This window comes from uncultured Roseibium sp. (assembly GCF_947494555.1).
Lineage (GTDB): Bacteria > Pseudomonadota > Alphaproteobacteria > Rhizobiales > Stappiaceae > Roseibium.
On sequence record NZ_CANLVF010000002.1, the window covers coordinates 525,466 to 539,352 of the forward strand.

Annotated in this window: 13 protein-coding genes; 6 read left to right on the plus strand and 7 right to left on the minus strand. The window is 56.9% G+C overall.

Going from position 1 to position 13,887, the window contains the following annotated elements; all coding sequences use genetic code 11:
- Positions 1 to 225: 225 nt before the first annotated feature.
- Both cydC and cydD read right to left on the minus strand, forming a co-directional pair.
- The gene (cydC, locus tag Q0915_RS10905; protein ID WP_299471257.1) at positions 226 to 1,896 is read right to left on the minus strand and encodes a thiol reductant ABC exporter subunit CydC; all 1,671 of its coding nucleotides are present in this window, start codon (positions 1,894 to 1,896) and stop codon (positions 226 to 228) included.
- The gene (gene cydD / locus Q0915_RS10910; protein ID WP_299471259.1) at positions 1,893 to 3,686 is read right to left on the minus strand and encodes a thiol reductant ABC exporter subunit CydD; all 1,794 of its coding nucleotides are present in this window, start codon (positions 3,684 to 3,686) and stop codon (positions 1,893 to 1,895) included. The genes cydC and cydD overlap by 4 nt, the downstream gene beginning before the upstream one ends.
- 251 nt (positions 3,687 to 3,937) lie before the next feature.
- Here cydD and Q0915_RS10915 point away from each other — a divergent pair, with 251 nt between their 5' ends.
- Positions 3,938 to 4,255: a hypothetical protein gene (locus Q0915_RS10915; RefSeq protein WP_299471261.1), complete on the plus strand. Its 318-nt coding sequence runs from the start codon at positions 3,938 to 3,940 to the stop codon at positions 4,253 to 4,255.
- Between the two features lie 57 nt (positions 4,256 to 4,312).
- On the opposite strand, the gene Q0915_RS10920 is transcribed toward Q0915_RS10915, so the two are convergent.
- Positions 4,313 to 5,812: a CoA-acylating methylmalonate-semialdehyde dehydrogenase gene (locus tag Q0915_RS10920; RefSeq protein WP_299471263.1), complete on the minus strand. Its 1,500-nt coding sequence runs from the start codon at positions 5,810 to 5,812 to the stop codon at positions 4,313 to 4,315.
- A gap of 305 nt (positions 5,813 to 6,117) precedes the next feature.
- Between Q0915_RS10920 and Q0915_RS10925 the strand changes: the two genes are divergently transcribed.
- On the plus strand, positions 6,118 to 6,999 hold the full coding sequence (locus Q0915_RS10925) for a LysR family transcriptional regulator (protein WP_299471264.1): 882 nt from the start codon (positions 6,118 to 6,120) through the stop codon (positions 6,997 to 6,999).
- A gap of 8 nt (positions 7,000 to 7,007) precedes the next feature.
- On the opposite strand, the gene Q0915_RS10930 is transcribed toward Q0915_RS10925, so the two are convergent.
- On the minus strand, positions 7,008 to 7,616 hold the full coding sequence (locus Q0915_RS10930; RefSeq protein ID WP_299471266.1) for a thiamine phosphate synthase: 609 nt from the start codon (positions 7,614 to 7,616) through the stop codon (positions 7,008 to 7,010).
- A gap of 42 nt (positions 7,617 to 7,658) precedes the next feature.
- Positions 7,659 to 8,183 carry a DNA topology modulation protein FlaR gene (locus Q0915_RS10935; RefSeq protein WP_299471268.1) on the minus strand — a complete coding sequence of 175 codons (525 nt, stop codon included), beginning with the start codon at positions 8,181 to 8,183 and terminating at the stop codon, positions 7,659 to 7,661.
- 147 nt (positions 8,184 to 8,330) lie between these two features.
- Here Q0915_RS10935 and Q0915_RS10940 point away from each other — a divergent pair, with 147 nt between their 5' ends.
- From Q0915_RS10940 to Q0915_RS10950, 3 genes are all read left to right on the plus strand, one after another.
- Complete coding sequence (locus Q0915_RS10940; protein WP_299471270.1) at positions 8,331 to 9,266, plus strand: pirin family protein; 936 nt, start codon at positions 8,331 to 8,333, stop codon at positions 9,264 to 9,266.
- A gap of 229 nt (positions 9,267 to 9,495) precedes the next feature.
- Entirely contained in the window at positions 9,496 to 10,212 is a 717-nt protein-coding gene (locus tag Q0915_RS10945) for a class II aldolase/adducin family protein (protein ID WP_299471272.1), read from the plus strand.
- 1 nt (position 10,213) lies between these two features.
- Complete coding sequence (locus tag Q0915_RS10950; RefSeq protein WP_299471274.1) at positions 10,214 to 11,107, plus strand: ROK family protein; 894 nt, start codon at positions 10,214 to 10,216, stop codon at positions 11,105 to 11,107.
- Positions 11,108 to 11,111: 4 nt separating this feature from the next.
- Here the strand turns inward: Q0915_RS10950 and Q0915_RS10955 are convergent, their stop codons facing one another.
- Positions 11,112 to 12,110 (minus strand): DMT family transporter, encoded by a 999-nt coding sequence (locus Q0915_RS10955; protein WP_299471276.1) that lies wholly within the window; start codon positions 12,108 to 12,110, stop codon positions 11,112 to 11,114.
- Between the two features lie 310 nt (positions 12,111 to 12,420).
- Here Q0915_RS10955 and Q0915_RS10960 point away from each other — a divergent pair, with 310 nt between their 5' ends.
- Positions 12,421 to 12,930, plus strand: coding sequence for a MarR family winged helix-turn-helix transcriptional regulator (locus tag Q0915_RS10960; protein ID WP_299472312.1), 510 nt, complete (start codon positions 12,421 to 12,423; stop codon positions 12,928 to 12,930).
- Between the two features lie 38 nt (positions 12,931 to 12,968).
- Here Q0915_RS10960 and Q0915_RS10965 read toward each other — a convergent pair whose 3' ends face one another.
- Positions 12,969 to 13,832: a LysR family transcriptional regulator gene (locus tag Q0915_RS10965; RefSeq protein WP_299471278.1), complete on the minus strand. Its 864-nt coding sequence runs from the start codon at positions 13,830 to 13,832 to the stop codon at positions 12,969 to 12,971.
- Between the last annotated feature and the right edge of the window lie 55 nt (positions 13,833 to 13,887).

Here is a 13,887-nt window from a genome sequence, read left to right on the forward strand (position 1 = left end):
GCGATCTTTGAACCTCTGCGCATCAGCCGGACAACCGCACGATGCGCCAGACTGCATGCATTGTTCCCGTCAAAACAACGGTTCAAAGCAACACGCTAACGAGTCTGGATCGTGACCCAGCCCAGGTGACAGGTCAATGCGACAGATCGTATTCAACAACCTGAAATCGCAAAAAAGCGAACGCACACCTTGTAAAGAGCCGAAACAATCCAGGAGCAACCGGTGTCAGCTGTCAGACATATTGTCCAGATTGACGACCCGGTCCGCGGACTCGATTTCGCGCTGCTTGTGAGCGATCATCAGTACGGAGGCCGTTCCCCGGAATTTGAAAAAGCGCTCCAGGACTTCGCTCGCAGTCACCTGGTCCAGGCCTTCGGTCATTTCGTCCAGAATGAACAGGCTCGGACGCGTCAGAAATGCCCTTGCAAGTGCGAGCCGGCGCAACTCACCGCCCGACAGACCAAGTCCGCCCTCTCCCAGGACACAATTCAGGCCGTCTGGGTCCGATGCGATTCGATCAACGAGGACTGATCGCTCCAAAGCACTCCAAAGGTCTTGCTCACTTGCACTCGGGTTCGCCACACGCAGATTATCAGCAATCGTATCGTTGAAGAAATAGGGACGTTGACCCAGGACCGTGACCGTATCGCTAAGTTCAGTGGCCCTGTAGGCTTCGATGTTTCGCCCGTTAAGCAGAATTTGCCCGGTGTCGACGCTCCGAAGTCGCGCAGCCAGAGAGGCAATGGTGCTCTTTCCGCGCCCGCTTCGGCCCGAAAGCGCAACAATCTCACCGGGTTTGACGTCGAATGAGAAGCGTTCCAGAACCGGGTCGATAGCTCCGGGATACGTGAACGATACGGACGCAAAGCTCAGAACACATTCTGACTGATCGGCGGGCACGGGCTGATCGTTGTTCGATCCGGCGCCGGTTTTCGCCTTGTTGTTTTGGTGCGCCGTCAAGTCTGTGCGTCTTGCGGCCAGTTCGGACCTTGGCAGGTTCGTCAGACCCAGCAGAACCGCTGACACCAGTTCCGGCAGCGCGATGACCGCCAGAACGAGGCCGACGGCAGCGGGAACACCAAGTGTTCCGTCCGCGACATTCCAAATGCACACAAGCAGCATGGCGGCAAGGAATGTCTGGCCAACAAAACCTGAAAGTGCCGCGAACCCCGCTGCGCGTCTTTCGCGCCAATTTTCAGAATCCTGCAGCCGCCGCTCGGCTTCAAGAATGCCGTCGACGGCCTTGTCGAGCCCCCCATAAACTGCAAGGTCCCGTCTTCCTGCAGCGAGGTCCGCCGTCCGAAGACGCATAGCTTCGGAAGCTGCGTCTGCTCGCCGAGCCATTTGCCTGTCGGACCTTGAGACAACACTGCGGGCCAGAAACGCCCAGAAAGCCATGAACGACAACCCGGTCAAAAACACGGACGCCGAGACGGTCCACCAGATGAAAAGCAAAAAGACAGCGATGGTTACTGCCAGCGAGATAGGCACCACGAGACGGAGATAGACGGTGTCGAGCGCAGCGACGTCTGCGGTCAAACGATTCAAGACCAATCCCGTCCGGCGCCCTTCAGACACTTTTTCAGCACTGGTTGCAAACAGACGGTTTCGCAGGTCACTCAGGAACCGGAAGGTCGCGTCGTGCGTCAAAACGCGCTCACCGTAACGTCCGGCTGTTCGAATGATGGCAAGTGCCCTGATGATCGCGCTCGGCGCGAATATGTTCAAAAAAGCGCCACTTAAACCCGCCAAGGCCGCCGCCGTGATGAACCACCCGGAAACGCCGAGCAACAAGAGACCTGCTGCGGCGGGCAGTATCGCAACAATAATGCCGAGACAAAAATGCAAGCGATCATGCCGGAATTGGCTTTTGGCAACCTGCCAGATCGGGCTCATGAAACAGGCTCCAATCCAGCTTCAACAACCCTGTCCAGGTCAACGCGCCGTCCGGCCAATTTCAGGACGGCAGGATCGTGTGTCGCGATAAGGGCTGTTCGGTCCCGCGTGAGCGCTGTCAATCCGCCAATTACGTCTCTTGCCGTCTCCGGGTCGAGACCCGCCGTCGGCTCATCGGCAATCAGAATTGTCGAATTGCTGCGCATCGCGGCACGCGCCAGTGCGACACGCCGAATTTCACCAACCGATAGGCCAAACCCGTCTTCCCCCAGTTGTGTCGCAAGCCCCTGCGGCAAACGACGGACAAGGTTTTCAGCGCCGGCGAGACGAAGAGCGTTCCAGATGTCCGCTTCGCTCACGCTCGTGGGATCAGGTAAGCCTTTGAGCAAATTGGATTTCACACTGCCATGAAACAGCGTTGGCGCTTGACCGAGCCACATTACGTGCTGGCGCAGTTCGCCGGCGGCAATGTTGGCATCAACCTCATTGATCTGGACAGATCCGCCATCAGGTTTGCGATATCCGAGAATGAGGTCCAGAAGGCTTGTCTTTCCGGAACCGCTTGCGCCTGAAATTAGTACGGTTTCACCCACACCGACATGAAGCGAAAATCTGCTGAAAATCGGCCTTCCGCTAACCTCAAGCGACACTTCGTTGAAGGACACACATGGGTTGGCCAGCGTCTCATTCGAAGCTGTAAATGTCTTCGCTGCTGATCTCTTCACAAGATCAGATGCCGACACAGTTCCTTCTGTTTCAATCTCCGCCAAGAGCAACGAGAGTTTTTGCATGGCTGCGATACCGGCAGCACGGTCGTGGTAGGCGGTTGAAAAGGCGCGAAGCGGTGCAAAAAATTCTGGGGCGAGCAGAAGGATAAACAGGCCTTGCGAAAAGCCTAACGGTGTTCCCCAGGCACCAACATTGAGATCTCCCAGCAAGGAAAATCCGATGTAAACCGCCGAAAACGCGATGCCTAGTGCTGAAAAGAGCTCCAGCACGGTCGACGACAAAAAGGCGATTTTCAGCACTTTCATCGTACCGGTCCTGAAGCGCTCACCAGCATCACGGATATCGGCTTTGGTTCCTTCCAGAGCACCGAATAGTTTCAGCGTTTCCAGTCCCCTGATCCGGTCCAGCAATACTCCGCTCAGTCGTGTGAGCTCTTCTTGCTGTGATGCGCTGGCCGCTTTGGCGCGTGAGCCGATCAGCGCCATGAACAGCGGTATCAAGGGGCCGCTGACCAGCAAGATCAGCGCGGCAAGCCAACTGTACCAGGCTGTCATGGCAACTATTGCAAGCGGCACCAGCCTCAAACGCATGAGCTGGGGTATGAAGTTCCTGTAATAAGGGCCGAGCAGATCAACCTGATCAACGACGTGGGCGGCGAATGCACCGGCAACCGGAAAGCTGTCAGAAGGAGATCGTGTCGTTGTCGCTCTCAGCAGCCTGGATCTTGCCTGGCTTTGTATACTACGGGCCGCCGTCAGGCTTTGGGTCTGCGCAAAGCGCACGAGCGTGACTCGAGCAATGGCGATCATGACAACGGCAGCTGCGGCCAACAGCAGTTGAGGTGTCATGTCGGAGGCAAGGAGCGTGCGTTCCTGGGTTGCCACACCTGACAAAACTGTTCCAAGGGTCCAGGCCAGAAATCCGGCCTGTGGGATCCACAAAAGATCGGAAACCGCCAGGAAGACGCCTGCAAGGTTCAACGCTTTCGTGTCGGCGGCACCGGGCTCGCCTATTGAAAAGGCGTTATCCGCGTCTTTTGCAATCCCTTCCCGAGCGTCCAAAAATTGAACCTTTCCAGGCTGTTATCCCAAGCTCCGTTGTATACGGCGAAAATCGACCGACTTGGATTTTGAAACGGATCCTCTCCCACGTTTCTCTTACAGCCTGAGGATCGATTTCTCCACATTGGACGGGCTTAAACCTGTGCGACATTTTTTAAGACGGCGTTGCGGCCTATCGTCCTGACAGAAGGTTGTCAGGAGCGGTGTGCGATATTCGGTGTCCCGATTCAATTCAAGATCTGGAGATAGATATGAAAGAGCCATGCCTCGAACTGGTCGTGTTCAAGGTCAAGGACACCGCCAACGCGCGCCTGGCGCGGCGCGCCGCTCAAGACACCGTCAGAAATTACGAAGGCTTCATTTCCTGGACCGCGTATGAATCGGTCGAGGATGAAGGTCTGTTTGCCGATATGGTGCTCTGGCAGAACCTTGAGTGCGCAAAAAAGGCCTCAGAGAAGGTAATGAAGGATCCGGCCTTCGCCGCCATTCTTGCCGAAATCGACGGGGTCCTGACGATTTCTCATTACGCTGCGGACCGCGTGGTTGAAGTACAGGTGGCAGCGGCCTGAAAAACAAAGAGCGGCGCCCAAAGGCGCCGCTCTCAATGTTCGCGTGACGATCGCGTCTTATTTCATGGTCGGGATGACGAATTCAGCGCCGTCCTTCAATCCGGACGGCCAGCGCGACGTGACGGTTTTGGTGCGCGTATAGAATTTGAAGCCATCCGGTCCATGCTGGTTCAGGTCGCCGAAACCGGACTTTTTCCAGCCGCCGAACGTGTGATAGGCAAGCGGTACGGGGATCGGAACGTTGATGCCGACCATGCCGATGTTGATCTTGGATGCGAAGTCTCGCGCGGTGTCGCCGTCGCGCGTGAAGATCGCTGTGCCGTTGCCGTATTCGTGGCTGAGCGGCAGGTCCAGCGCTTCTTCGTAGTTTTCCGCACGAACGACGGACAGAACAGGGCCAAAGATCTCGGTTTTGTAGATATCCATGTCCTTGGTGACGTTGTCGAAAAGACAGCCGCCCATGAAAAAGCCGTCCTCATAGCCCTGCATGGAGAAGTCCCGCCCGTCGACGACAAGCTTGGCGCCTTCCTTGACGCCCTGGTCGACAAGTCCTCGCACCCGGCCAAGCGCTTCCTTGGTCACAAGCGGTCCGAAATCGACATCGTCACCAGCCGTGTAGGGTCCGATCTTCAAAGCTTCGACTTTCGGTGCCAGCTTTTCGATCAAGGCGTTTGCAGTGGTTTCCCCGACCGGGACAGCCACGGAAACCGCCATGCAACGTTCACCCGCAGCGCCGTACCCCGCTCCGACAAGTGCGTCAGCAGCCTGATCCAGATCGGCGTCCGGCATAATGATCATGTGGTTCTTCGCGCCGCCGAAACACTGGGCACGTTTTCCAGCCGCCGTCGCGCGGGAATAAACATACTGCGCGATCGGCGTTGAACCGACAAAGCCGACAGCCTGGATGGTCTCATCGTCGCAGATGGCATCAACGGCACTCTTGTCACCGTTGACGACATTCAGAACACCAGCTGGAAGGCCTGCTTCCATCATCAGTTCTGCAAGCATGATCGGCACGGACGGGTCGCGTTCGGACGGCTTCAGGATAAACGCATTGCCGCACGCAATCGCCGGGCAGAACTTCCACATCGGGATCATCGCCGGAAAGTTGAACGGCGTGATGCCCGCAACGACGCCAAGCGGCTGACGCATGGAATACATGTCGATGCCCGGACCTGCCCCTTCGGTGAATTCGCCTTTCAGAAGATGAGGCGCGCCGATGCAGAATTCTGCGACCTCAAGACCTCTGATGACGTCGCCTTTGGCATCCGGCAGGGTCTTGCCGTGCTCACGCGACAACGCTTCAGCAAGCTTGTCCATGTCTCGGTTCAAAAGGTCGACGAATTTCATCATCACACGAGCGCGGCGCTGCGGATTTGTGGCAGCCCAGCCAACCTGCGCCGCAGCTGCGCTGGCGACGGCGGCATCAATTTCCGCCTGGCTCGCGAGCGCCACCTGCGCCTGAATCTCTCCGGTCGCGGGGTTGTAAACGTCGGCAAAGCGGCCTGACGTACCCTCCACGTGCTTTCCATCAACAAAATGACCGATCATTTGCATCTGCGTTTCTCCCATCAAACCCGGGAACCGCCGAAAGCGCGGCAGCGTTCCATTTTATGTCAGCGTCTTTGTCGCTTTTATTTTTGTTGCATACAAGATCCAGATTTCCGGATCTGTTGTGCATTTTTTGAAGTTATGTCATGTGTCTGCCTCAGCTTCGCAGACGTTTCGGTGCTTGTCATCTCTGTTGGAAAAGGGATCGGACGACGGGCCGGTTCTACCTTTAAAGGTCGGAGCGACTGAACTGCCTCAAGAGAGACACTTGCGAGGAAAAACCTGTCGGAACGAAATAGCCAGGACAAGCAATGAACTGGGACGACATTCGAATTTTTCTTTCCATCGCCCGCACAGGACAAATTCTGGCGGCCGCAAAGAGGATGGGCGTCAATCACGCAACCGTTGCCAGACGCCTGACTTCGCTCGAGAACAGCCTTGGGACCCGGCTCTTCGACCGTTCAACATCCGGATGCCTTCTGACCGAAGCTGGTAGCCGTTTCTTCGACCGCGCAGAGCGCATGGAAGCCGAAGTCGTCGCGGCAGAAGCGGACCTGGGAGGAGACACGCCTGAAATTACCGGAACCGTCCGCATAGGCGCACCTGATGGGTTTGGCGTGGCTTATCTTGCGCCAAGGCTTGGCAAACTGACCGACAGGCATCCCGGCTTGACCGTGCAGCTTGTTCCTGTGGCGCGTTCGTTCTCGCTGTCGCGCCGCGAGGCCGATATCGCGGTTACCATCGACCGTCCGGAAACCGGCCGGCTGGTTGCCGGAAAGCTGGTGGATTACGCACTCGGTCTTTATGCATCCAAAGCGTATTTACAGGAGCGTGGTATCCCGGCGTCTCCTGCCGATCTTGGCGCACACGATCTCATCGGGTACGTGGAAGATCTGCTTTATTCACCGCAACTCAACTATGGCACCGAATTCACCAAGGACTGGACGGCCCGTTTCGAGATCGCATCCGCGCTTGGCCAGACAGAGGCGGTACGCGGTGGCGCAGGCATTGGTATCCTGCACGATTTTATCGCACGCGAAGACGATGATTTTGTTGCCGTTTTGCCGAAATTGAGACTTCACCGGTCATACTGGATGGTGACGCACGAAAGTTCTCGCCCGCTTCGTCATGTCGCCGCCGTTCAAGACTTTCTGCGCGATCAGGTCGCGCGCGATAAAATCATGTTTGCCTAGTTCGTTGATTACCGTCGCCAGGCTTGAGTTGCTTCTATCCAGTCAGCAGCTCGTTGTTCAGGGTCATTGTGGCGTGTCACATCACCGATGACCGCAATGCTGTCAGCACCGTTTTCCAGGACGTCCCTGCTCCGTTCCAGTGTAATGCCCCCAATCGCCACGAGCGGCAGGTCACCAATCTGGCGCTTCCAGCCGCCGATTTTCTCAAGGCCTTGAGGAGCCCACGTCAGAGATTTCGAACGGGTTGGAAAGACAGGCCCCAGAGCGACATAGTCGGGGTCGACCGAGAGCGCCGTGTCGAGTTCATCTCCGTCATGTGTGGAAACGCCCAAACGCAGGCCCGCCCGTCGGATCGCATCCAGATCGGCATCGGCAAGGTCTTCCTGGCCCAGATGAAGAAAATCGCACTCCGTGTCTATCGCCAGTTTCCAGTGATCATTGACGATGAGCTGACATCCGTGCCGGTCGCAAATTGCCTTGGAGGCGGATATCTCTTCGCGCAGGCCCTCTTCCGGCTGGTCCTTGATGCGCAACTGAAGCAACTTGACGCCCTTGGGCACCAGACGGCCGACCCATTCGGCACTGTCGACTAATGGATAGAATGGATCGAGTTTCATTCCTGCGCCTTCTTTTTGACTACGTGATTGACCTTGCCGATATCAGGTCCCGGCTTTTAGCGCCTGCAAAAAAGCACTGAGTTCGGTCTTCGTCCTCAATCTGACGACCTTCAGGTGTTCGTGGGGCGCTTCATAAATCGCAACGAGCTTGGCGCGTGCGCTGTGGCGTGTGCGCCAGATAAAACTCAAAAATTCAACCGTTTGCCAGTTGAACTGCTCCGGACACCCCTCGGCCAGATCAGGCCGGGTCTGTCCATGGTGTATGACCGCGCGCTTCAAGACCCGAAATATCCTCAGCCAGACAGGGACATCCAGCCAGATGAATGTATCGGCCCGCGCGACCCGCTCTGCGTAGGTGGCTGAATGACCGCCCTCGAAGATCCATTCGTCCTTCATGTGGACTTCGTGGGTCATCCGGCTCTTTTCTTCACGTGCTCTTTCCACCCAGCCTGAGAGCCAATGAATCTGGTCCATATGATAGACCGGAAGACCGGTAAGCTCGCCGAGGCGCATGGCAAGCGTGCTTTTTCCAGAGCCTGGACCGCCGACGATCATCACGCGTTTCATGGGGGCACCTTGGAAGAGCTTGCGGGGCCGCCGTTATACACGCTTCCAATTGTCAGGGAAGATGGAAACGCACTGTTCAATGGACACTTTCGCAGTGCCGGCCCTATCTAGGGAACCAGACGCGAATTTGAAGGCAAGGAGAGGCCCATGAGCTGGTTGAACAGTCCTGACCCGATACCTGGCAACGCAGCAAGTTGCGATCCCATCGACACGATCATCGTTCCGCGTACCTCCGACCTCGGCGGTTTTTCGGTGCGCCGTGCCCTTCCGTCCGCAAAAAGGCGCATGGTCGGACCATTCATCTTCTTCGACCAGATGGGGCCTGCGGAGCTTCTTGTCGGTGGCGGCATCGACGTGCGCCCTCACCCGCATATCGGACTTGCCACGGTCACCTATCTGTTCGAAGGCGAGATGTATCACCGCGACAGCCTCGGAACAGAGATCGCAATCGCACCGGGTGCGCTCAACTGGATGAGCGCCGGCAAGGGTATTGTTCATTCCGAGCGCGAGCGGCCTGAGCGGCTGCAGGCAAAGCGCCCGTTGTTTGGCCTTCAAAGCTGGGTTGCCCTGCCCAAACATCTTGAGGAAGGCGATCCGACGTTCCAGCATCACGGGACAGCGGAGCAGCCCGAATTTGCCGACAAGGGTGCATCGGTCAAGCTGATTGCAGGCAGTCTCTACGGTCATACAGCGCCTGTGAAAACCGCATCGGACATGTTTTACGCCGACATTGCGCTGGAACCAGGTGCAAAAGTACCGCTCGATGCCGGATGGGAAGAGCGCGGGCTCTATACCGTTTCGGGGCAAATTACGATCGCCGGACAGGCCTTTGATCCGGCGCAGCTTCTTGTGTTCAAACCCGGCGACAGTCTTGTTGTTGAAAACAACTCTCCAGAACCAGCTCGCTTCGTCGTTCTGGGCGGCGAACCCATGGACGGTGACCGGTACATCTGGTGGAACTTCGTATCCTCTTCAAAGGAACGTATCGAACAAGCCAAGGAAGACTGGAAACTTGGCCGTTTCGACACGGTTCCGGGCGATGCGGAGGAGTTTATTCCCCTGCCGGACCGGCCCGGACCGTAAAACACCGAGACGCACTCGACCTTATAGCCCGCTGTGCGGGGAAGCCGGATCAACCTGCTTCCCCGCACATTCGTTTCAACGGTCATATCGAGCCGCTCGGAACAGGCTTTGCAGGTTTCGTGAGGTTTCGGATGCCAAGCACTTGCATTTGCGTTCAGTTCTCTGCCAATAAGATGCCCGATCTGAGGACGTTCCGGCGTCTCTAGCCTTATTCACTCCGAGAACCGCGATGCCGAAAAAGTCTTCTTTCCCAGGCGACACCAAAAAACTGCGCCGCGAAATTATCGAAACGGCGCGGTCCCTCCCCCGTCTTGGTTTGACAAAGGGGACGTCGGGCAACGTCAGCGCGCGGGTGAAATCCGGATTTCTGATCACGCCTTCGGGAACCCCGTATGAAGAGCTGAGCGAAGACAAGATCGTCGCGCTCGACCTGAAGGGCCGTTATCGCGGAGATATCCTGCCGTCGTCCGAGTGGCGGATGCATCTGGATTTCTATCTCGCCAAACCGAAATGCGGCGCGGTTGTTCACTGTCACAGCCCGAGAGCAACAGCCCTCTCCTGCCATCGCCGGGGCATCCCGGCATTCCATTACATGATCGCGATGGCGGGCGGTGATCGCATCGAGTGTGCAGATTATGCAAGCTTTGGCACACGCGCGCTTTCGCAAGCCATGGTCGCTGCGCTCGGAGATCGGAACGCCTGTCTTCTGGCCAACCACGGCCAGATTGCGGGAGGGTCGAACCTCATGAAAGCGCTAGCGCTTGCAGAAGGCCTCGAGGACCTTGCAGACCAGTATCTCTCTGCCCTTGTTCTTGGCGAACCGGTGATCCTGGACGAACAGGAAATGGCCGACATTCTGGTAAAATTCAAAAGCTACGGCAAACAGACCAGCGAGCTGACCAAGGGACAGGGCGCGGCGTTCGAACTGCCGAAAAGGTTGGACTGACATGCGCTTGGGAATTGACTGGGGCGGAACCAAAATCGAAATAATCGCCTTGTCGCAGGACGGAACCGAAATGTTCCGGCAACGGGTGGACACGCCGCGCGACGACTATGAAGGCTGTCTTCAGGCTGTCAAATTCCTGGTCAGTTCTGCAGAAAAGGCAACAGGCGAAACAGGTACGCTCGGGCTCGGTATTCCGGGCTCGCTATCGCCCAAGTCAGGATTGGTCAAGAACGCAAATTCGACTTGGATGAACGGCAAGCCGCTCGACAAGGACCTTGAGGCAGTCCTCGGGCGCCCTGTGCGCATTCAAAACGATGCGAATTGTCTTGCCGTTTCCGAGGCGACAGACGGCGCGGGTGCCGGAGCCCATGTGGTTCATGCCATCATCATCGGGACGGGCAGCGGATCCGGCATCGCTATTGACGCCAGGGCCCATCTTGGCGCCAACGGAATCGGCGGTGAATGGGGGGCAATCACCGTGCCCTGGCTTGCTGCGGACGAGTACCCGGGGCCCGACAGTTGGATCGGCCACAAAGGGGTCATTGATCGCTGGTGCTCGGGCACCGGCTTTCAGCTCGACTACAAGGAAAAGACCGGCAATTTGCTGAAAGGGCATGAAATCATGGCTCTCAAGCGGTCTGGCGATCCTGTGGCGAGCGGGATTTATACGCGCTATGTCAGCCGTCTCGCCCGCTCCCTTGCCATGTCGGCCAACCTGCTTGATCCGGACGTTTTCGTGCTTGGCGGCGGCATGTCCAATATTGACGAACTCTATCAGGACCTGCCTCCCGCGATGGCTCCCTATATCTTTTCCGATACATTCGACACGCCGATCCGCAAGGCTGTGCACGGCGACAGCTCCGGCGTCCGTGGCGCTGCCTGGCTCTGGAACTGATCTCTCAAGCCTTCGCCATGAGACGGCGCTGTCCGATTGTGACCAGGACGATGCCGATGCCGACAAAAGCAACTGCGGATATTTTCGCAGCGTTCGGAACTTCGTTGAAGACCAGGTAGCCGAGGACAAGCCCGACAACGGCGGCAACTGATCCGATCTGACTGAGATAAACGGGACCTGCAGTCTGCTGAAGCCGGAAGTAAAGACCATATTGCAAACCGAATATTGCTGTTTGCGCCGCAAGCAGCGTCACGGCCTGCGTGGTCCAGGCTGTTGGGATGACAGGGATACCCCATGACGCGGTGAAGGCGGCCAGCGCAAGAAAACCGATCGCCATCATACCAAGGGCCAGATCAACGGGCTTGGCCCCTTTCGGCCATTTTAGCGTTCGATAGATGTTTCCGGCGGCAAGGAAAAACGGAATCGATAGCGCAAGTGCCGACCAGAATGAAGCTTCAGCGGAAAGTTGTGCGCCGGAAATGGCAAGCAGGACACCACCGGCAACACCTGACAGAACGCCACCTGCCATCAGAAGCTGGAAGCGCTGGAGGCGCAACACGACCGCAAACGCATATGTCAGGACAAGGGGAAACGCGTAACAAAGCGCGACGAACCCGGCGCCGACTTTTGGCGCTGCGGCAACTGCGATCATATTGGGCAATATGAACAATATGCCGGTTATGAAGACATAGACGAGCAACTGCCTAAGTGGCGCTTTGTCCGTTCTCCCCTGATTGCGCCGGGACTTAAAGCCGGCCAGTCTTGTTGCGGTAAACAAACCGACGGCTCCGCCAAGTATCGACCATTGCAGCAGAGCGACAGGATGCCAGCCAAGTTCCGGCGCGGCCTTGGCAAACAAGGTCGATATGCCGAGAAAGGCACCAACGATCAACAACAGTACCAAAGGCAGCTCGAGCAGGTTCTGACCGCCCGATGTGCGCCGTTGCCGCTTTCCGCCTGTTCCCGGTTCCGTTTGAAACTTTTGTCTGGCCATGCCTGTCATTGGACCTTTCCCTCGAACGGTTTGGCAACCCTTCTGCCAAAGTCACAGTCATAGATAACATGATTTATCTTGATTTCAAGATACTTAATTTCAAGATTCTTGATGGTCATTGACAACACGTTTGCGAAAATGAAACTGTCAAACCGTCAAACTGCCTGGAGGCTCAACTGTTTTCCAACATTTGCCGGCTACACGTCTTTCGGTCGCTGGTTCGAATGTGCAGGAGCCTGGAGATTGAGAAATGACCAAAGCGCCAAACGAGACGTCAGATGGTTCAAAACACCTTTTTGGCGATCCGGCAGACCTGTTGATGGACCGGGCAGAAAGGGCGAGCCGGCAGTGGCAGAAGGAAGTGCCCGAGGTTGCCGACAAGCTGCAGCCGATGGTTTTGCTTGGGCGCCTCAACGAGGCGGCGCAGCTTATGAACCGGGACTACCTGGTACCGGCCTATGCGGAAATAGGACTGAAACTCGGGGAGTTCGACGTCCTGGCAACACTCGTCAGGTCCGGGCCTCCCTACAAGCTCACGCCGACCGAACTATACAGATCCACAATGATGAGCTCAGGCGGCATGACCGCACGGGTGGACAAACTTGAAAGAGCCGGGCTCGTGGAGAGATGTCCGCACCCCGAGGATCGACGCGCACTCACCGTCTGCGTCACACCCAAAGGCCTCAAGCTGGTCAGGGACATGATCCCGGACTATGTCGACACGCAGCATATGGCCGTCAAAGGATTGACCGAAGACGAACAGGCGCAACTGTCAAAGCTCCTTGAAAAGCTCATCAAGACCGCCAACAATCCGGTTCCGGAAAAATGATCTGAAAAGATCAGTTGTCGAAAGGCAGTCGGTAGGATTCACCCAATCGACTTCAACTCTTTTTCGAGAATGTTCCATTGTGTGCGAGAGACCGCTTCCCGGGCTGCAAGCAGCCAATAGGTCTGATGGTGTGAAAGACTGTCCTTCGATACGCGCCTGAGATGCCCTGCATTCAGGTCTTCCTGGCATAGAGGCAGCGAAGCAAGCATCACGCCGGCACCTCGCCTCGCCGCCGCCAGACCGGCGAAAAACGTGTCGAACAAGAGGTCAGGAAGAGGCGTCGACGGTGTTCCGAACCTCGCTGACCATTCATGCCAGCCCGGACGTGGACCAACGACGGCAATGCGAGGCAGGAACGTCCAGTCGCCCGCTCCTTTCAAAAGCGACGGCGCGGCAACCGGGGCAATGACCTCATTATAGAGCGGTGTCTTATAGGCCACCGTCCAGTCACCAGACCCATATCTGATCTGCACCGCTCCCGGTTCGCCTTGCACCTCGCCTGACAAGACCAAAGTCTTGAAAGAAAGCTGGGTATCGACCCCGGACCGCAGCCCTGCCAAACGCGGCAGCAGCCACAGGTCGATGATCGACGCGCTTGCGGAAATCGTCAGTCGCTCGCGCGACAACCCAAAAAGCCCTTCCGAGCTTTCACGCAAGCTTTCCAAGGCCGTACGCACATGCGGAAGCCACGTTTCACCTTCCACTGTAAGCGCGATACTGCGCGGCTGGCGCAGGAAGAGCTGGGTATTCAGGCGCCTTTCCAGCTTGCCGATCCGTTGACTGATTGCTGATTGGGTCAGTCCGGTTTCCTGGGCGGCTGCGGTAAAACTGCCAGTACGCGCGGCAACTTCAAACGCCCGCACCCATTCAAGAGGCAGATTGTCGAACCGGGATTTATCCATTAGCAAAACCGAATCTCAGGCACGTAATTCCTAATTTGATTTTATAGGACGATCA